General features: G+C 58.8%; 12 protein-coding genes and 5 pseudogenes. 9 read left to right on the forward strand and 8 right to left on the reverse strand.

The genetic code is table 11. The annotated features are described in order from the left end of the window. Window positions 1–125: 125 nt before the first annotated feature. Both CWO89_RS48030 and CWO89_RS23680 read left to right on the forward strand, forming a co-directional pair. The gene (locus CWO89_RS48030) at window positions 126–263 is read left to right on the forward strand and encodes a hypothetical protein (RefSeq protein WP_245287665.1); all 138 of its coding nucleotides are present in this window, start codon (window positions 126–128) and stop codon (window positions 261–263) included. A 247-nt stretch (window positions 264–510) separates the two neighbouring features. After that, window positions 511–828 carry a hypothetical protein gene (locus CWO89_RS23680; protein ID WP_207231136.1) on the forward strand — a complete coding sequence of 106 codons (318 nt, stop codon included), beginning with the start codon at window positions 511–513 and terminating at the stop codon, window positions 826–828. 298 nt (window positions 829–1,126) lie between these two features. On the opposite strand, the gene CWO89_RS23685 is transcribed toward CWO89_RS23680, so the two are convergent. Further along, window positions 1,127–3,133 carry a hypothetical protein gene (locus CWO89_RS23685; RefSeq protein ID WP_165421299.1) on the reverse strand — a complete coding sequence of 669 codons (2,007 nt, stop codon included), beginning with the start codon at window positions 3,131–3,133 and terminating at the stop codon, window positions 1,127–1,129. Between the two features lie 596 nt (window positions 3,134–3,729). Here CWO89_RS23685 and CWO89_RS23700 point away from each other — a divergent pair. The 3 genes and pseudogenes from CWO89_RS23700 to CWO89_RS46060 form a co-directional block, all read left to right on the forward strand. Then, window positions 3,730–4,332, forward strand: a pseudogene (locus tag CWO89_RS23700) (MBL fold metallo-hydrolase); the annotation flags it as partial. 25 nt (window positions 4,333–4,357) lie between these two features. After that, window positions 4,358–4,765 carry a hypothetical protein gene (locus CWO89_RS48035; RefSeq protein WP_051397283.1) on the forward strand — a complete coding sequence of 136 codons (408 nt, stop codon included), beginning with the start codon at window positions 4,358–4,360 and terminating at the stop codon, window positions 4,763–4,765. Continuing rightward, the gene (locus CWO89_RS46060; RefSeq protein ID WP_035692697.1) at window positions 4,762–4,995 is read left to right on the forward strand and encodes a hypothetical protein; all 234 of its coding nucleotides are present in this window, start codon (window positions 4,762–4,764) and stop codon (window positions 4,993–4,995) included. Before CWO89_RS48035 ends, CWO89_RS46060 begins: the two co-directional genes overlap by 4 nt. A gap of 96 nt (window positions 4,996–5,091) precedes the next feature. Here CWO89_RS46060 and CWO89_RS48040 read toward each other — a convergent pair whose 3' ends face one another. After that, window positions 5,092–5,361: a LysR family transcriptional regulator substrate-binding protein gene (locus tag CWO89_RS48040; RefSeq protein ID WP_245476472.1), complete on the reverse strand. Its 270-nt coding sequence runs from the start codon at window positions 5,359–5,361 to the stop codon at window positions 5,092–5,094. Further along, window positions 5,346–5,723, reverse strand: a complete 378-nt coding sequence (locus tag CWO89_RS48045) for a LysR family transcriptional regulator (protein WP_245476477.1) — start codon at window positions 5,721–5,723, stop codon at window positions 5,346–5,348. The genes CWO89_RS48040 and CWO89_RS48045 overlap by 16 nt, the downstream gene beginning before the upstream one ends. 555 nt (window positions 5,724–6,278) lie before the next feature. Here CWO89_RS48045 and CWO89_RS47055 point away from each other — a divergent pair. Further along, window positions 6,279–7,700, forward strand: coding sequence for a hypothetical protein (locus CWO89_RS47055; RefSeq protein ID WP_207231137.1), 1,422 nt, complete (start codon window positions 6,279–6,281; stop codon window positions 7,698–7,700). Window positions 7,701–7,833: 133 nt separating this feature from the next. On the opposite strand, the pseudogene CWO89_RS23720 reads toward CWO89_RS47055, so the two are convergent. The 5 genes and pseudogenes from CWO89_RS23720 to CWO89_RS23730 form a co-directional block, all read right to left on the reverse strand. Further along, window positions 7,834–8,613 (reverse strand): annotated as a pseudogene (locus tag CWO89_RS23720) (IS701 family transposase); the annotation flags it as partial. A gap of 687 nt (window positions 8,614–9,300) precedes the next feature. Further along, entirely contained in the window at window positions 9,301–10,128 is an 828-nt protein-coding gene (locus CWO89_RS47060; RefSeq protein ID WP_349644899.1) for a glycoside hydrolase family 127 protein, read from the reverse strand. Continuing rightward, window positions 10,034–10,434: pseudogene (locus CWO89_RS49615) on the reverse strand (beta-L-arabinofuranosidase domain-containing protein); the annotation flags it as partial. The gene CWO89_RS47060 and the pseudogene CWO89_RS49615, both read right to left, overlap by 95 nt. Then, complete coding sequence (locus tag CWO89_RS47070) at window positions 10,431–11,264, reverse strand: beta-L-arabinofuranosidase domain-containing protein (protein ID WP_207234554.1); 834 nt, start codon at window positions 11,262–11,264, stop codon at window positions 10,431–10,433. The pseudogene CWO89_RS49615 and the gene CWO89_RS47070, both read right to left, overlap by 4 nt. 278 nt (window positions 11,265–11,542) lie before the next feature. Further along, window positions 11,543–13,567, reverse strand: a pseudogene (locus CWO89_RS23730) (prolyl oligopeptidase family serine peptidase). Between the two features lie 1,009 nt (window positions 13,568–14,576). On the opposite strand from CWO89_RS23730, the pseudogene CWO89_RS23735 reads away from it, so the two are divergent. The 3 genes and pseudogenes from CWO89_RS23735 (at window position 14,577) to CWO89_RS23745 (ending at window position 18,345) form a co-directional block, all read left to right on the forward strand. Further along, window positions 14,577–17,187: pseudogene (locus tag CWO89_RS23735) on the forward strand (PAS domain S-box protein). Next, window positions 17,184–17,864 (forward strand): response regulator transcription factor, encoded by a 681-nt coding sequence (locus tag CWO89_RS23740; protein ID WP_028168833.1) that lies wholly within the window; start codon window positions 17,184–17,186, stop codon window positions 17,862–17,864. Before CWO89_RS23735 ends, CWO89_RS23740 begins: the two are co-directional and overlap by 4 nt. A 91-nt stretch (window positions 17,865–17,955) precedes the next feature. Continuing rightward, window positions 17,956–18,345: a response regulator transcription factor gene (locus CWO89_RS23745; protein WP_028168832.1), complete on the forward strand. Its 390-nt coding sequence runs from the start codon at window positions 17,956–17,958 to the stop codon at window positions 18,343–18,345. The last annotated feature ends 399 nt before the right edge of the window (window positions 18,346–18,744 follow it).

The following is an 18,744-nucleotide window of genomic DNA, read 5'->3' on the forward strand; positions in this document are numbered from 1 at the left end:
GCGGGGTCAACCTTCGGCGCCGATAAGGGGTCAAACAGCGCGCCGAATGACACTTCGAGGAGCTAACCGGGGATCACGCGCGTGAGGATGAATGGTCTGGGCCGCACGGATTTGCCATCGGCGGCATGATGCAGGCCAACACTGCTTCCCTTGCCGAAGAATATTTCGCGGCGGCCAATGAGCTGGTGGATAGGATTAGGGAGAAGCGCATTGCGGACTACCAGATAGGCAACGCCGCGCTATTCCTCTTCCTCCGCCAATAGCACGCGTTCTTTGCGGGCATGGACAGTCAACTTGAAACGGATGCGCACGAGCGCAAGGCGAGTCATTCGATGCACGATGCCGGGCGGCCATGGGTTGTCGGCGGCATCCGCATCCGCCCTGCCAACGGCAGCACGCTCATGGCGACGGTGGGCAGCATCGACAAGTACATGGAGCGCCACGTCATCGGTGCGGGCAAGGAGAAGTATCCCGACAACGCTCTGTCGGTCCGCGCGAAGCGAGATAGCCGTGGCCGTCTCGCTTCTGATCAAGCCCTACGGATCGATTGGCAGTGCGCCGGTGCATACCGTTGTGCGCCGCCAGTTGAAGCGCATGGACGGTCAGAAGCGGAAGCCGTTCCAGATCGTGAGCAACGGCAAGGTGCTGATCGTGCGTCGTCGCACGAAGAAGCGGCTGCCGCTGCAAACGCTCGCGGTGCTTCAGGGCAGTGCGACGATCAATGAGCATTGGGATTTTCTCGGGACCGTGTCGGGCGTCGTCCAGGCGCGCTTCCCGCAGCACTTCTATCGCGCGGTGGTCTGCAGCGACGCGATAGAGGGTCCATGAGCGAATCGACTCCACCGCCCCTTTGGTCGGGAAGGTTCATGAGCGAAATGACTCCCCCTCGTAATAGACGACGCACGGTTCTACTCGCGCTCGCGATCTCGGCATCTTGAGCCCGACGGTCCCCATGGCTCTGGCCGATGAACTGCACAGCGACCAAGATAACTCTTTGCAGAAAATGCAAACAACTCGGACTACGGCCATACCAGCGATGTCAGCCCCTTCGACCAAGACCTCGGGCCTGCTAAGGATCAGCGCGCCGCATTACTGTGCTGGGGCGGACGTCATCGACGGGATCGTGTCAGGCAGTGTCGCGCCGATCATTCGCTACATGCGTGGATGGCGCATCGAGTGCATGATTGTCCCGTCGCCCGTGAAGCTCGTCATGCAACTGTTTTTCCAGTCGCTGAAGCTCCTCTGAAGGGTCGGAGACTGCTGACGGCATGGCTTCATCATCCAGATGATCCAGCACTCGCCGAAGCTCTCCCTGAGGGAGCTGCTCTGAATGGAATGCGGCTTGCGCCTGAATGAAAGCCGACGGGGCGGGGTGATCATCTCGCCTTTCGTGAAGCTCCTCTGCGGATTCGGCATCAAGCAGTCGCCGAAGCTCCCCTGGAGAGAACTGCTCGGGATCAAAAGTAAACTCTTCCGGATCGATGGAGAACGACAGAGCAGGATGATTGTCTCCTAGTCCGTGAAGCTCGTCATGCAACTCTTTTTCCAGTCGCTGAAGCTCCTCTGAAGGGTCGGAGACTGCTGACGGCATGGCTTCATCATCCAGATGATCCAGCACTCGCCGAAGCTCTCCCTGAGGGAGCTGCTCTGAATGGAATGCGGCTTGCGCTTGAATGAAAGCCGACGGGGCGGAGTGTTCATCTCGCCTTTCCTGAAGCTCCTCTGCTGGCTCGTCATCAAGCGGTCGCAGAAGGTCCTCTAGAGAGAACAGCTCGGGATCCAAAGTAAGGTCTTCCGAATCGATGGAAAACGACAGAGCAGAATGATTGTCTCCTAGTCCGTGACGCTCGTCATGCAATTGTTTTTCCAGTCGCTGAAGCTCTCCCTGCGGGAGCTGCTCTAAACGGAATGCGGCTTGCGCCTGCATGAAAGCCGATACGGCGGGGTGACCGTCCTGTTCTTCCTGAAGCTCCTCTAGCCGAGTACCCGCTTGGTGCGGCACGCTGTGCTGCGCAGCGGCGTCGTCGATGCGCCGCGGTTCCATCAGCGCCGCGGTTTCGGGATTGATGAGGGCGACGTTCTGGGGGGAAGGATTAAGCTCAGCGCGAGGGCCGCCGGGTTTCTTGGGCACGACCACTCCCGTCGCCCGCAAGGTGCGGAAATACTCTAAGGATCTAAGGAGTTTCGCAGTATTCCCTCCGGGGTATTTGTGTATGGCACCATCGTCGATCAGCGACTTGCTGTCCAGCCGAGCAACAATGCCCGGTCGGTTATCTTTGAACAGCCAACGGCTATAGTTAATGAGGCGGCTTCCATGCTCATGCGCCCCTTGGCTGCTCATGCCGCCCTCTATGAGGGCGTGCTCAAGCTTCAGGACGACAGCAGCATCCTCGGAATAAAGAGGCCGCTTATCCGGATGCCCTCGGACTATGACGCCTGTTGCTGCAACCCGCGGTGCACCGCTACTTTCTGCTGAAGCGGCGTTCGCGCTTGACTGTCGGTATATCACAACCTCTTCAAGATCGGGCAGCGCCCTCTGTCTCTTCGCTGCTCTCGATTGAGCCGCGTCATGCTCATGATTGATAAGGACCCCTTCGCTTGGCAGGAGATTGCTCCTGGCGCGTGCATCCGTCCTTTCGCCAAGGGATTGTTGGACATCGTTAGATGCGTCTTTCCCTGAGGAGAGCGCGCGCGGTTCCTCGCGAGAAACTAAATGACTGGTGCCATGATACGCACGAAGGACGGCCACCGCTTTCTTCATTTTGTTGTCTTTCGGAAAGAAAGTAGTTGCGTGCTCGAGCAGGGACTTGTGGTTTGCTAGATCGGTCGTCTGGCCGCGAGCGCGGAGATCATTCCCAAGTCGACGAAGTGCCTGAGTATAGCCTCTAACCGTTTCAGGTTTTGGCTTTTTCTGAGCCGCATATTGAGTGATCACGCTATCGATAAAGTTCCGGTCTTTTGTAGACAGATGTGGATAGCTGGAGGGCCTGCTGGCAACGGGAGCGGCCTGGCTTGCCTGGGCCAAGTGCTGCTCAAATTGGCGGGCCTGGCCCGTCTGCGGCTCTTCCGAAGCGGCGTGCTGCACCTGCGACGAAGCTGCCACATTAAATGGATCAAAGTCTTGCGGGTCCACGTTAGCCTCACGTTCAAGATTACCTGAGCAGGTCTCCTACTGTGGGAAGCTGTCGAGAACCTGACGTGGCCATGGTCACGCAGCGTTCGCACCCGCCAACCTCGGAACCGACATCGCTCGGGATCAGCATCCATGATCTAGCTCTTCGCACCTCTTGCCGGCTTCGAGCATCTCGCAGAGTTGTAACACTTTGGGTCCTGCCAGGGCCCTTCCCCATGCGGGTGACGCGCGACCGCCCGATATCGCTAGATACAAAATTTCAAAAGGCGCTTTCTGTTCTCGGGTCGGTTGCAGGATGGGGGCCCCAGGCGGACCCGGAAAACATCGAACTGGCGATTTTTGACGGGCGAAATTGATATTTTGGTCCGGCGTCGTCCGGCGGACTGAGGGGATACCGAAACGCGCTCGAAAGAAACAATACCGATTGAGACCGTATAGATCCAATCGGAGCCTTCCTTTCATGATCGTTATCGGCCTTAAGGGCTTTATCGGGTCCGGCAAGACCACCGTGGCCCGCCATCTCATCGAGCGCCACGGGTTTGTGCGCGGCCGGTTCGCTGGCGCGCTGAAGGACATGCTGCGCGCCTACCTTCGCTACCCTCGACGTCGTCGTCCAGATGCTCGCGGGCTTGTGGGGAGAAGGGCGTGCGCCCGTTCCGCTAGATCTCGTTCCGCTGGCGACCGGCCAGGTTCTCGACGCCGGCGCCTTCACGATCGGGTGCTTTCCGATCCCCCACCGCGACACAGACAACTTCGGGTTTTCCTTCGAAAGTAAGGTCCGTCGCCATCTTCGGCCAGACCGCCTTTCGGCCCTCGGGGTGCCGGACGGTCCCGTGCGCAAGGAGCTGGCGGAAGGAAGGCCCGTTACACTCGCGGATGGCAAGACGATCGATCCCGAAGACGTCCTCGGGCCGCCGGAGGGACGCAAGAAGCTTGTCATCGTTGGCGATACCGAGACTGTCGATGGCCTGGCTGAGCACGTTGGCGATGCCGACGTGCTGGTGATCGAGGCGACTTTTCTCCAACGCGATGCGTCCATCGCCCGCGATTACGGGCATCTTACCGCGGCCGAAGCCGCCACGCTCGCGGCAACGACGGGCGTCAGGCTGCTCATTCTGACACACATTTCCGGTCGCTATCATGATGAGGAAATATTGGCCGAGGCGAGCAAGAGGTTCGCGAACACTCGAGTATCGGCACTGCGACGAAGCCACCATCGAGCGCATGATCGAGGGCGATCTGAAAGAGAAGCCGACGCCCTGGCTGGGTGGCCGGTCGCCCCGACACGCGATGGAAGGGCTCGGTGGTCTTTGGGGCCGCGACCATATGGGTTCGGACTTCTGGATCGGCACCGAGACCGACAAACTCTACATCGAGACCCCGAAGCGCGTCGTCTTCGAGGATGTGAGGCACGCCAATGAGGGCGAAGCCATCGACCGCATGGGTGGATGGGTCATCGAGATCGTCCGCCCCGGCCTTATCCCGCAGGATCATTTCACCGAGAAGGCCGAGCTTGAAGTCAAGGCGCATCGGTCGGTCCTCAACTACCAAGGCGACATGGCGTCCACCTTCCGCCAGATGGACATCGTCGTCGCTGATCTCGCTGCTCGGGCGGATCGGGGGCTCGCATGAAGCTGTCCCAGGCATGCGACTTCGAGCGCCTTCTGAAGCGACGCGACGAGCTGTGCGGAGCGCGCCGCATTGCAGATCACGGCGATGGTCTCGGCGTGACGATCAGGGGCACGTATCAGGACGCCGAGATGGTCGCAGCGGTCAAGGCCGCCGTTGTCGCCGAGCTTAATCGGCGCATCGCGGCCATCGACACCGAACTGACCGCTATGGGCGTCGAGATCGACGAATAATGGGCAAGGTCGTCAACCGGCAAGAGCTTGCGGACATCTTCGGCTAGAACGAGCTTCGAAATCAAGAGATCCTCGAGCTCTCGTCCGGGATCATACTCACTTAGAAGGATCTTTTCGTTTACGCAAATCGGTCCAATAGATGATCTCGCGTGCCGCCAGGCAGTGATCCTGCGGCAGCGAGATCAGAATGCGTTCGCTCCAGAGCAGTAGTGATCTGGTGTCTTTTGAAGGTAGACGTCCAGGGCTAACGACAACGTCGACCGTTCCGTTACGGAGGGCAGTCATCAGACCGAAGCGAGAGCGTTCCATCGTTGCCAATTCGAGCCGTGGTAGCAGCTTCTTGAGCTCACCTATCGTCGCCCGCAAATTCCCGGTCGAAATGGATGTGCAGAAGCCAATGGTAAGGAGACCGGATTCGCCGCGTCCATTGGATACTCCCGTGTCACGAGCGCATCGACTTGTTCCAAAATCAAACGGGCAATTCGCAGAACTGCTCGGCCAGCGAGAGTGGGCTTGATCCCCCCGCTCGAGCGGTCGAACAGCGAAGTCCCAACCAGATGCTCAAGCTGACCGACGGAACGGCTCAGCACCGTGTGCTTGATCGAAAGCACTTCGGCGGCGCGTCCAAAGCTTCCGTAGTCGCAAGCAGCAACGGCCAGTCGAAGCTGCTGAAGGTCAATAGCTCTGGCCGCGTTCCGCCGATTCTTCCTAATCTCGATTTCGGTCATGTTCAGAGCTCGATAGCAAACCGCAAAGAACATGACGTCCCCGCTCTAGGCGGGACGTATGTCTCGCTTGTCGCCGCCACGGAGGTAACTTCGACGGTCTCCGCGACGGGCGCCGCGAGCCTCTGTCGCAAGCTATCAACCTCACGACGAAGCCGCCCACCCCCTCACTGTAGGCGGCTTACATTGGCTGGATTCGAGCAGCGATAGGATTATGGCGGCCCGGCGCAAACCCGCTGGATCAGAAACCGCCGCGCAGACCGAATCTCTCGCGAAAGCGACACCTGGAAAAAAGAAGCAGCCGCAGGAGCGTCACCGTAGCGACGGCCCCCAAGAACGGGCCTTTAGGGTGCATGGTTTCGTCAGCTTGCCGAAAGCTAGATCTCCTACATTGAGCCCGGAGATCGGGACGCGATTGTCGCCTGTTTACTAGGGCGCAAGTTGCTCTTTCCGAGGTTCACATGATTCGTGTCTCAAACTTGCGGGCCTCTGTGCTGCTTGCGCCAGATCTGAGCTGGGCTGCATAGATCTGCAGCTTGATTTCGAATGGAGAACGGTATGGACGGCTCGCACTTCAATCCTCGGCAGGTGAACCCATCACTATCAGGATCGGCTCCGCAGAATGCCGAGATTCCGCCGGGTCAAGAGTCGGACGACGCGAGCTCGCAAGCGAGCTTTGAGCAGCTGCTCGAGGAATTGCCGCACGCTTCGTCAGAGGAGAGCGACCAAGGGATCCGGCGCACGGATCTCCTCCGCAGCGACGGCAGCCGAGCGGGGAAGCGCCCGAAAAGTTGGGCGTCGGTCGCATTCCTTCCTGACTCGTCAGCTTCTCGAAAGCCTGAAATGACCCATGCTGGAGGGGAACAGATGAATATCGATCCACCCAACACCGCAAAAGACTCCATTGAAGCTGACGATCTCCTGCGGCAGCGGCAGCGGGCGCAGCAACAGCCGGGCGACCTGAGCGCACAAACCAGCTCACCAGCACACCCGTCCCCGGATCAAGCGAACTTTGAGCAGCAGCTGAGTGAGTTGCGGCCAATCCACCGAACATCGGATTCAGCTGTCGCTTTGATGGATTCCGGGATTGGATCACCCTCGACCATGACGAAAGGCACTCTGAGAGCGTGCGCTATCCAGGAAAGCGAGCGGTGCCCGGCCGCTTCCTTTGTCAGGGGGCGCGCCGAACTTGCCGGATCGCTAACCGGAGCGAACGTTAAGGCGCTAAAGAACGAGATCAAACTCGCTGCGCAGCGAGCAGTACAGTGGCCACGAACCACCGGATCTTGTGCCGGCAGTGTTGACGGCGACCGCATCTTCGACGACGTGGTGGCATCATCGTATCTGCCGCTGCACCGTTTTCAGAACGAGGACATCGATTGCGAGCCCCTCCTAGAGGAGGAGGTGAGTGCCATCGCGCATGTGCGTTCCTTAGCGGATTTGCGTGCTCACGCGACCCCGCATGTTTCAAAGGCTGCTATCTGCTCGGACGACGAAAGAGAGGACGAAATTGATATGGCGCGCCTCGCTGCATGGCATACCAAAGGCCTTAGAGAGAGTGCTTTTGTGTCATTGTGCCAGGACCCCTCACGACTGCTCCTTTCAAAGGACGACAGTGAGAATGGCGCGAAGGCGATTGCAAAGAATGCTAAGAAGCTGCACACCTACACGGTACCAAGCGTCACCGCTTGGCCGATCAAAAAAATCAACGATATTTTAGAGCGTGGGCATGCTCCCGGAGATGAGGAGCTGCGAGATTGGGTGAGGGGAATACCGACCGAGGAGACCGAGGTCTTGTTTCTGGGCGGCAATCTAGCTGACTATCGGACAGCCATCGTAGATAATCCGAACACGGCTGACGCACCGCAAGATGGTCCGCGCATCAAGAAAGCAAGGGTCAGCTCCGATACGCCCGAGATGATGGCGGACTCTCGAACTCTTTGCCCCTCGGATTCCAGCCATCAATCTTCGCAGTCCTGACGAGCTATCGCCTGTGGTCGAATCGGCCGGGGTGGCGCGCCTGCTTTCAGTTATCTGGAAGTCGAGCGTGCCGAACGCGTGCGCGTCCGATCCAGGCGCATCAGCAGTTGAAAGAGGAGCTCGGGCTTGATCACGCGAGCATGTCTTCGGCGGGCGCGACAGGATGTCCGGAATGGACCGCTTGCGGGGACGCCCTCGCATTGCGAGCGGCCAGATCAGCTTGACGCCGACCGGGTCCACCTTCAGGTGACGAGGGATGCCATCGGCCCAGGCCAGCCCGCGTCGTGCCCCCTTGCCGAAACGGCGCACTGAGGCTGTATCCTGTATCGGCCAGCGGAACCGAACCGCACGCCGGCTACCATCGCGCGATCAATCTCGGCCAAAAGCTTGGATCGTGGGGTTCGGTATTCGACTGGTACGCCGCCGCGCTTCAAACTTGCGGTATCGCTGGTCCAACTCTCGGGTAGGAAGAGACGCAATGCGATCATCGCTGGTACTTCACCGCGCACAAGCGTCAGCGACGCCAACGTTGGGCAATTGCCATTTTGCCAACGCCCGAGGCATATTGAGCCGCGACACTGACCGAGTGTTCGCCCCTCTTCGTCAGCGCGGTGTCGTCGATAACCGGCACCGCATCATCGCCGCCGACGAGCCGGTCGGCCTGATTGAGCAGCTCTGTCTCTAACGGCTTCGCATCCCAGACGCCATCAGCGATGAAATGGTGCAGCTGATCGTATTCGCGCGCTGCAGAGCGTTACGCCATCGGTTGAATGTTTTTGCGCTCACCAGGGCCGATCAACCCGGCAATGTAACGCGGACACATCTGTCGCCGCGCCTTATGACCCAAGCGATCCAGGAATGGCTTCAGCCAAGGCTCGAGCTCGTCTTCGCAATCCGGCGTCGCGTTCCCCATGGTCGGCCCTCCAAAAGCCGACTTCCTCTCAATCGTCGAAAAATCGATTCGGGATCTTGAGGGTTCTGTGAGGTCGCGTGGCAGGCGGGAGCCGGGCGCGGTGGCGCGTGCTCATAGAAGCCGGATTGAACGAGCCGCTGCCACGCCCGAGCCGGCGAAATTGAAAACCGATGATCTTAGACGATCGCCAGGCTCAAACGCATGCACAACGGCGCGACGCGGCAGGGATGTTGCTAGTTGGGGTAGGTTGTCGAGGGTATGTGCTGTCAATGGGTTAGGCGTGGCGGAAAGGCCATCCGTGACAACCCTGGCGCGAGAAGCCCGGTAACGGCCTTCAACGAGGGAATTGCAGAGCGGCGCCGCGGCACGTCCCTTGGATGAAGCGATGTCGTTGGTGGTTCTCATTGTTCATCCGACTGCACGGTTCTATTCATTCCAAGCGCCGCCTGCCGATGGCAAGAAGATTGTTGGTTGTTAGCACCACTCCCACTCCAGCAAAAATTCAATGCGCGCCAGCGGCTTGGTTCTATCTTCAAGATCAAATTTGCAAGCTTCCGAGGCCTCAAGCCGCAAAAGCTTGCAATCTCAAAACCGTTGTTGCTAGGAAATTGAATCCGCGATCAAGGCCTAAAGGGCACTTCACGGGCGACGCATTAACTTCACGGACGCGCCACTCAGCCATCGGCGTCAGCGCTCCTTAATCCAAATCCGCATTTCGCCTTCGCCGCGGTTAGCCCAGCTGAACCATGGAATGAATGTCAGCCGCTGCGGTTGTAGCTGTCCAGGCACTTTGTCGTACTGACAAAGTGCCGTTTCTTCAGAATGCGTGTGTTGCAACCGGGACCCATCAGCCTGCAGCAAAATCTTGTCGAAGAGACCAGTACCTTCGACAAGCGAAAACCGGCTTTCTGCAGGAAGCCAAAGGTTGTGTAACTCGGGCCCGTTGTCGGCTTCTTCCACACAATACATCAAAGGGCCGCGCTGGATAGCCACCTTGCCGGCCAAATTGCGAAGTTGCGGATGACCGTATACGCGGCGTACTTGCATCGGCAGCGATAGTTTGACGCGATCTCCCTGCCGCCACGTGCGGTGAATGTGCAAATAGCCCTTACGCGACTCGCAATGGACAGGTTCGCCGTTCAGGCTCACCGCCGGCGCGCTGCACCATTCCGGCAGGCGCAGGGCGAGCGTGTGGGCGATCGGCTGTGCAGATTCCACGGCGATTTCCACCTCGTCCCTCCAAGGATAGTTGCCGCTCATGAGCAACCGCAGGCGTATGCCCGCCAACCGATAATGCCACGCTATTGCCAATGTAGAGATTGATGTAGAGCGCGTCGGAGCATGGCGTATAGATGTAATGACCAATCGATGTGAAAAGGCGTGCGATGTTCGGCGGACAGCACGCGCAGCCAAACCAGCGTTGCCGCACCGGCCTGACATGATTGTAGATGCCATTGGACCGCAGCGTTTTGGGATGAACTTCGAGCGGGTTAACATAGAAATAGTGACGCCCATCGAAAGCGATACTGCCCAGAACCGTATTATAGAGCGCGCGCTCCATCACGTCGGCATAGCGACTGTCCACTTCCATCTCCAGCATACGGCGCGCCAACATCATCAGCCCAATCGACGCGCAACTTTCCGCGTACGCGATACGTTCGGCAGATCGTAATCGCTGCTGAACGCTTCGCCGAAGCTTTGCGAGCCGATACCCCCAGTGATATAGATCTGGCGCTGCACTATGTTTTGCCATAGCCGCAGGCAAGCCTGGCGTTGCTGCTCGTTCTGACGCAGACGCGCGAGATGAGCGACCGCAGTCATGAGGTATACAAAACGCACCGCATGCCCGGTTGCAGTCCGCTGTTCCGAAATTGGCAGGTGCGCGCCTGGCTATAGGCCTTATTTTTCACCGTCCAGGGCATGCCATGTGATTTGACGTCGCAGGATTGCCGGCGTTTCTCGTGTTCAATGTCATAGAAGTGCGGCTCGGTGCCCCGTTGCTCCACGAAATAATTGGCTAGCGTCAGATATCGCTGCTCCTGCGTCACTTCGTAGAGGCGCGTCAATGCAAGTTCAATTTCTGGATGGCCATCATAGCCGTGTAGCTGATCGCGCTCCGGGCCGAAAACTGTGGCGAGGTGGTCAGCAAGTCTGCAAACGACGTCCAGCAGGCGTCGTTTGCCAGTAGCCAGAAAGAAAGCGATGCCCGCTTCAATCAAGTGGCCGGCACAGTAAAGCTCATGGCATTCGGCTCGGTTGCTCCAGCGCTCCTGAGGCGCCTTTAGCATGAAATAGGTGTTGAGATAGTCGTCGCCGCATTGGGCGGCCGCAATCAATTCAATCAGCTCATCGGCGGCTTTGTCCAGGTCCGGATTGGGTGTCTGGCACAGCGACCAAGCAGCCGCCTCTAGCCATTTTGCGACATCACTGTCCTGAAAAACCGTGCCGTAGAACTCCCCCTTCGCACGTCCGGCGGCAATACGGAAGTTTTCTACCGCGTGGCTCGGTGTCGCTTGCGGATTGCGGTCGTTGAGCGCGTTCCATTGGTAGGGAATCGCCACTTCCCTCACCAAGTGCTGGCATTTCCCAATCAGCGGATCTGAGACCTGTAGGTCGTGAAGGTTGACTTCGGCCACATCCCGCTGATTCATCTCGTTTCTCCTTCGTGTGGGGCGAACCGGCGCCTAGCTCAGGCAAGCCAGCTCGCCATGATCGTTGTTGAGGTTGCGGCCCCGAAATTGGCGGCTGCGCAATCGTATTCTGCACGCGAACGTTGAAACGCTAGAAATGGAAAAGCTGCCCCCCATGCCGCTGGATGGCGTAGGGCTCATAAAGGGCTGGTCAAACCAAGCTTCTTTCCAATCCCCTACCGCTGAAATGTCATGCAACCATCACGCTGGAGCTTGTGTGATCACAAGCGCCGGTCCGCCTAAGCCTCGCCGTCAAGCCAGCCGATCTTGCTCTTCAGGAATCGAAAGCCCAGCAATCTCGAACCCGGCCCGCTCCCTATTGTCCCGACCGTAACCATGACCGCCCGCCGCAGGCTCGTAGAAATAGGCCTCGTAGCCCATCGCCTGGAGCTTCGCGGCCATCTTGCGCGCGTGTCCGGGATGAACACGATCGTCCCGCCCGCGGTGGCGATCAGGATCGGCGGGTATGTTTGGCCGCGTTTGGCGGCATGATACGCGGAATAGGTCTTGAGCCACTCCCAGTGGTCGAGCTTATCGGGGTCCCCATATCGCAATCCAGCTTGCCCCTGCCAGAAGCTTGGTGTAGCGGCGCATGTCGATCAGCGGGATCGTGTAGACCAGCGCGCCGAAGCGTTCCGGATAGCGCGTCAGCATATTGGTGATGAGGATGCCGCTGTTCGATCCGCCCTGGGCTGCGATCCGCTTCGGCTCCGTGACGCCACGACGCACGAGATCGGCGGCAACGGCAGCGAAGTCGTCGTGCGACAATTTCTTGCCACTGAGACGGCCGGCATCGTGCCAGCGCGTGCCGAACTCGCCACGGCCGCGTAGATGCGCCTGGACCGTGGTGCCGCCGCGCTCGAGCCAAAGCTTGCCAAGCGCTGAATTGTAGGACGGCCTCATCGAGATTCCAAAGCCGCCGTAGCCGCTCATATGGACGGGCGCATCGCCCGTCTCGCCGGCCGGACCGGTCCGTACGTAGGGGATGTGCTCGCCATCAATCGAAATGGCCTCATGTTGGGTGACCACCAGCCCATCCACGGTGAAGGTCTTCGGCGCCTGCTTGAGCACGGTCGGACTGCCGACATTATTCTCGATCAGCATAAGCGAAGCTGGCGTGAGCGGATCCTGGCTATCGACGAGCAGGTCGCCATTGCGTTCGGATGGGTCGCTATCAAGAGGCCAGACCTGGACTATCCCTATGTCGGGAATCCCGCGCAGTCGCGCGCGGCTCCACCCTTTATCGGATGGCGAGCAGATCTCGAAGAACGGCCGCAGTTCGTTGAGGATGGAAAGCACAAGCCTACCGGCACTCCAAAAGAGCCCCTGCAGCGCCCGGCGTGGGCTTGGTTCGAAAAGAACCTCGAACTGACGGTTGCCTTGAAGGAAAGCGGCCAAAGAGATGACGAGCACCGTATCCGCGGCATAGGTCTGCCCTGCCACAGATCAGGGCTCGCGCGGTCTGATGGCGAGCCAGTCGCGATGGGTGGCAGAATTGAAGGCGTCCACCTGATCGACGAACCACAGCCGTGGCGGCACGACGGTGCGCTCGACATTGCAGCCGGCTTCAACATGATCAGCTACGACCTCAAAGATCACTTGCGCTTGATCCGCCTGCGTACCGCGCCGCCATATCCTCACTGTACGCGCATAGCCGGAGGTCGTCGCCATGCCCTGCCTATGAGAGCTCGACAGCACCAGCGTATCGGGATCGAGCCGTTCAACCGCGCTCTTGGCTTCCGGCAAGACGAAGCTATCACCGACAAACGTCTACGTGTCGGTATCGAACTCACGCAGGGCGACGGCATCACTGCCGCCGCGCGATAGGCTCAAAATCGTTCGTCTATGACTCCCCTGCGGCCAGACCGTTGCCCTCAGAAGCCGGTCTTCGCCTTCGCTAACCGCGAGCTGATCGATCTCGAGCAGAGCTTCCCATGACGGCTTTGGCGTGCGAAATTCTTCCAGAGTGGTTCGTCGCAAGAGGCCGCGCGGATTGTTGGCGTCCTTCCAGAGATTGTAGAGATAGCTGCCGCGCCGCCGGACGTAGGGAATATTGTCCGGCCGATCCGATCGTAAATCCAGGTCAGCGCGTCGCGATCCCGCTCGCCAAACACCTGCAGCGTCTTGCCATTCTGCCGCTCAACAAATTTCAGCGCCCGCGCGCCTTCGATCTGTTCCAACCACAGATAGGGATCATCGTCTGGAGCGGAAAGCGTCGGCTTTGCAGGTACTTTGTCGTCGCGTTTGCTTTCACCACGCTTCACTCCATCGCCATTGACGCGCACTCCCGACACAGCACCGCATCAAAGCTTTTCACATATTGCATCCGCAGTTCATTGCGGTGGCGGCCGTCGAGGCTGATTGCCATGTGTCAGTCAATTCCATCAATTGCTGAAGTTGGTAGTTGACTTGGGCGCGCTCTGACGCATTTGGCAGGACCGCACATCCTCAAGGCTTCAACCCCAAACTGCCCGTGGCAACTTCATCTCGATGCGAGCTCGGCTTTCCTTGCCTGGGGGCGACTACCGAGCACCTGGGCGACACCGCCCCACCCCAAGTGGCCGCGCTCACAACGTCCGTACCTCTGGATCAAGGTAAGATCGAGAACTTGGTTGCTGAGGGCCGAGACCGTTCTTGCAGCGCAAAGAGGCGCTTGCGGTACGAGCTACACCGAAATTGCTTTCATCACCCTCGCCGCCGGGCGAATCTGGCTATCAATTGAGTCCACGCGCTGGGGAACCTACCGTGCGGATCCCACGCCGCAACGCGAAAGGGCACGCTCGCGCCCATGCGGCGGCAGAGGCTTAGGATGCTCGCTAACATTCGGCACGGCCCTAACGGCCCCCTTTCAGTCGAACTGCCGGCCTGGCCGTTGCGCTCTGTTGGGGTCCTATGCGCACTGGCCGTATGGGTTCTAAAAAGGGTTTGATGGGCCGCCTCGATCGGCTAGCTTCTCAGGGACACCGTTCTTCGGCGTCATAAAAGTCTGGAAAGTCTGGAAGCGCGGAAGTGGCTAGGCGTACCATCGAAATCTATCGCTCAATTAGCTTAAAATGCGGTCTCATCGCGCAACCGGCAGCGGCGGACCTCAGGACGAGCGGAAGCAAAGCCGAGTCAAAACGTTAGTATAGTTTTCCAGATCCTTGGGATAGGTTATTTATTTAGGCCAGGCTGATTTACCAAGTTCGGGCGCCTTACCAAGTTTGGACCCCTTACCAAGTTCGGACCCTCACGAAGCTCGGACGCTTAGTCGCGCAGCGTGTTTTTGGTGGCATTGTCCTGGCGCTGGTGACAACTTCCTTGTACTTTCATACCCATTTCGCCGCGATGGCGTTCTCTTATTGGTAGTGGTCTTGCGGTTTTCGCTATGGGCAGCCTCATTGTATCTGCCATGCTTTCCATCTTGTCCATCGCTGTTTTGGCCTACTTCTTTACGCCCCCTACTTCCAATCTTGCGTTCGATGCTCCGCAAGATCTTCCGGTGGTTGTGATTCTCTTTGTTGCCTTGCTTGTCGGAACCCACCTCATCCGAAAAGTCCGCCGGGAAAGGGCGGCCACGCTTGAGGCCGCAGCCAAGCTCCGGCGCAGCGAGGTTGAGTTGCGAGATCGAGAGAAATGGTGGCGCGAAGTCTTCGAGCATAACCCGGTCATGTACTTCATGGTCGATGCCGCCGGAACGGTCCTGAACGTGAACACGTTGGGCGCAACACAGCTCGGCTATTCGCCCTCGGAGCTCGTCGGGCATTCCGTTCTGAAGGTCTTTCTGGAAGAAGATCTTACCCTTGTTCGCAAATGCCTTGGGCTGTGCGTTGAAACCGTCGGCCAATCCCACACTTGGGACATCCAGAAGGTCAGGAAGGATGGCGCGGTGCTGTGGGTGCGGGAAAACGCCAAAGCCATGCATTGGGCAGACGACCAGCTCATCATCCTCATCGCCTGCGAAGATATCACCGAGCGAAAGCGGACGGAAACTGCCCTGCGGCGGAGTGAAGCCCATTTGGCCCAGGCGCAGGAATTGAGCCGCACCGGCAGCTTCGGCTGGAACGTCGCCACCGGCGAGGTCATCTGGTCAAAGGAGACCTTTCGCATTTTCCAACACGATCCGGCGACAAAACTGAACCCGCAACTCGTCATTGATCGAGCCCATCCAGAAGATCGGGCTGCCGTGCGACAGACCATTGATCGAGCGCTCCGAAACCTAGAGGATTTCGAGCACGAATACCGACTGCTGTTGCCGGACGGCTCGGTGAAGCACCTCCACGCGCTGGCACGAGCCATTAGAACCGCATCTGGCGATATCGAGTTTGTCGGGGCAGTGACGGACATTACGGCTGCAAAGCAGGCGGAACAACAGCTTCGCCGTAGCGAGGCCTATCTGGCCGAAGCACAGCGTCTCAGTCACACGGGCAGCTGGTCCTGGGACGTCCACCGTCTCGAATTTGTGTATCGCTCCGCCGAAGTCGATCGTCTGTTTGGCTTCGATCCGGAAGAGACTGTATCGATAGAGACCATCCGGTCGCGTATCCATCCAGACGACTTGCCGCAGCTTCGGGAAGTGCCGCGCCAGGCTATCGAAGACAAGGGAGGGCACTTCGAATATGATTTCCGAATCCTTCTTCCAAAAGGCGCGATAAGGCGCATACATTCCGTTGCGCACGCTGTGGTCGGTAGCGATGGCAACGTCAGCGAGCTCATCGGAACGCATATGGATGTCACCGAGCAATACGCAGCTAGGGAACGGCTGGAAAAGGCTCTTGCTGACTTGCGCGAAAGTGAGCAGCGCTTTCGCGACTACGCCGAAACGGCCTCCGACTGGCTCTGGGAGACCGGGCCGGACCACCGGGTCACCCGCTTTTCGGGGCACACCAGCGCAGCAAGCATTTTGGCCACGGGAGTCGTCGGGCTGCTTCGCTGCGAAATTGCGGGCGATGTCGAAGCGGAATCTGAGAAGTGGCGGCAGCATCAGGCGACAGTCGACGCGCGACTTCCATTTCGCGATTTCATCTATCGCACCGTCACCCGGACCGGATCTCCAATTTACGTCCGGACCAGCGGCAAGCCATTCTTTGATGCTGACGGCAATTTCCTCGGCTATCGCGGCGTCAGCACTGACATCACCGCAACCATCCGCGCAGATCAGGCTGAACGAGAACTGCGGAAGGCGCAGGCGGAGCTCGCGCACGTGACACGCGTAACGACGCTGGGCGAGATGACCACCTCCATTGCGCACGAGATAAACCAGCCGCTGGCCGCCATTGTCGCCAATGGCGAGGCTTGTCTGGGTTGGCTTGATCGCGAAACTCCTGATCTTTCCGCCGCGCGCTGCTCAGTGGAATGGATCATCGAGGACGCCATCCGGGCGAGCGAGGTGATTCGCCGCATTCGCACGCTAGCCAAGAAAAGCGAGATCGAGATGGTGCCGCTCAATATCAATGAGATCGTCAAGGAGGTTGTCGCGCTGGTGACTCGCGAGCTGGTCAGCCACCAGGTGTCGTTGCGGACCGAGTTGGCGGCGGCCCTCCCCATGATCCTGGGTGACCGGGTTCAACTGCAACAGGTGATCATGAATCTGGTGATGAACGGGATTGAGGCCATGCAAACAGTCAGAGACCGACCGCGCGAACTGGTGATCCGGTCATCCCAACACGATCTGGGAGGCGTGCACCTCGCCGTGACAGATTGCGGCGTTGGGATCACCGAGGAACACGCTGACCAGGTGTTCAACCCCTTTTTCACCACCAAATCAACCGGCCTTGGAATGGGCCTTTCGATCTGCCGTTCGATCGTGGAGGCTCACGGAGGGAGCCTGTCGATTGCCTGCAAGCAGGAGTCGGGCGCGACGTTTCAATTGGTCCTGCCGTTGCATGAAGAGGTCGTGTCGTGACCGGGCGCTGTGACTCGCCGCGCGGAGGCGCGCAAGCGGAGAAGCCGAGCGGAAGAGCGATCGTCTTCGTGATCGACGACGACGTCTCGATGCGTCGTTCGCTCGCGAATCTTTTTCGATCGGTAGGCTTGGACGTTGTTGCGTTCGGATCGGCGCGAGAAATGCTGCAAGCCAAGCTTCCGGATGTTGCCAGCTGCCTGGTCCTTGACGTCAGGCTACCGGGATTGAGTGGCCTCGAGCTGCAGACTGAGCTCGCCAAGTTGAACCTTCGCATTCCGATCATTTTCATCACTGGTCATGGCGACATTCCCATGACCGTCAAGGCCATGAAGGGCGGAGCGGTCGATTTTCTCACCAAGCCGTTTCGCGATCAGGAGCTGCTTGACGCCGTGGTCGCCGCGACCGAACGGGATCGCAAAAGGCGGGAGGTTGAGAAGACGGTTGCCAACCTGCAGTCCTCGTTTGAGGCCTTAAGCCCACGCGAACAGGCCGTGATGAAACTGGTCACTGCTGGGCTGATGAACAAACAGATAGCCGCAGAGCTCGGGCTGGCCGAAATTACCATCAAGATCTACCGCGGACAGGTAATGAAGAAAATGGGCGCACGGTCGCTGGCCGATTTAATCAGAATGGCTGAGCCCCTGGGAATTCGTCCCAACCGGCCGGAACAAGCCTAAGTATGACTATACAATTTCATCTCTCAAGCCCACCCTTGACCCAGCCGACTATGCTTCGGCAATCGCCTTTTCTGCGTTAGGAGGGGTCGTTTTGTTCACGCCTTCGCTCATTTCCGTGGTCGATGACGACGGCTCCGTCCGTGCTGCCATAAATAATCTTTTGAAATCCCGCGGCTACATAGTCCATACATTTGCATCCGCTGAGGAGTTCTTGCGCTCGCCACACCTGAATGAAACATCGTGTGTGATTGCGGACGTGCAGATGTCCGCTATGAGCGGCTTGGACCTGCTGACACATATGCGGGCCGAAGGTTGCGATGCTCCATTCATTTTCATCACTGCCTTTCCCGATGATCGCGTTCGCGCCCGGGCGCTGAGCGCGGGAGCGATTTGCTTGCTGGCCAAGCCATTCGCAGGACAGCACCTGATCAGGTGCCTACATACCGCACTGGATAAGCATCGCGGCGGAGCTAACGCGTGAGACGATGAGCACGCAGTCTGCTCAGTTCGGTGCTGATCTGTGGGCGGAACCGCGCGCTTCGCAACACCGCAACGTCGATGAAGACCTCGGCCTCGCATCGCAACTCGTAACCAGTCGTTGGCGATCGGGGTCCCCTATTGATATTTTTCCGGTATTCGTCACTGGCTTGCGGCGGGGCTCCATCACCTACGGTCGCGAACGCTTTGAGATTTACGACGAAGCCACTTGCTCGACTAACCTCAGTTTCAACTGGTCGTGGCCACCCTAGAGGCGGCCCATATCTCAGGCATTGCTAACAGCAGCGATGATCTCGGCAGGCGCTCCTGTTCGCGGCGAAAGTTTGACTCTGATGAAGGCGCGCTCCATCACGGTGCTTGGCCCAGATTGCTGAGTGTAACC

The organism is Bradyrhizobium sp. Leo170 (assembly GCF_004296405.1).
Classification (GTDB): domain Bacteria; phylum Pseudomonadota; class Alphaproteobacteria; order Rhizobiales; family Xanthobacteraceae; genus Bradyrhizobium.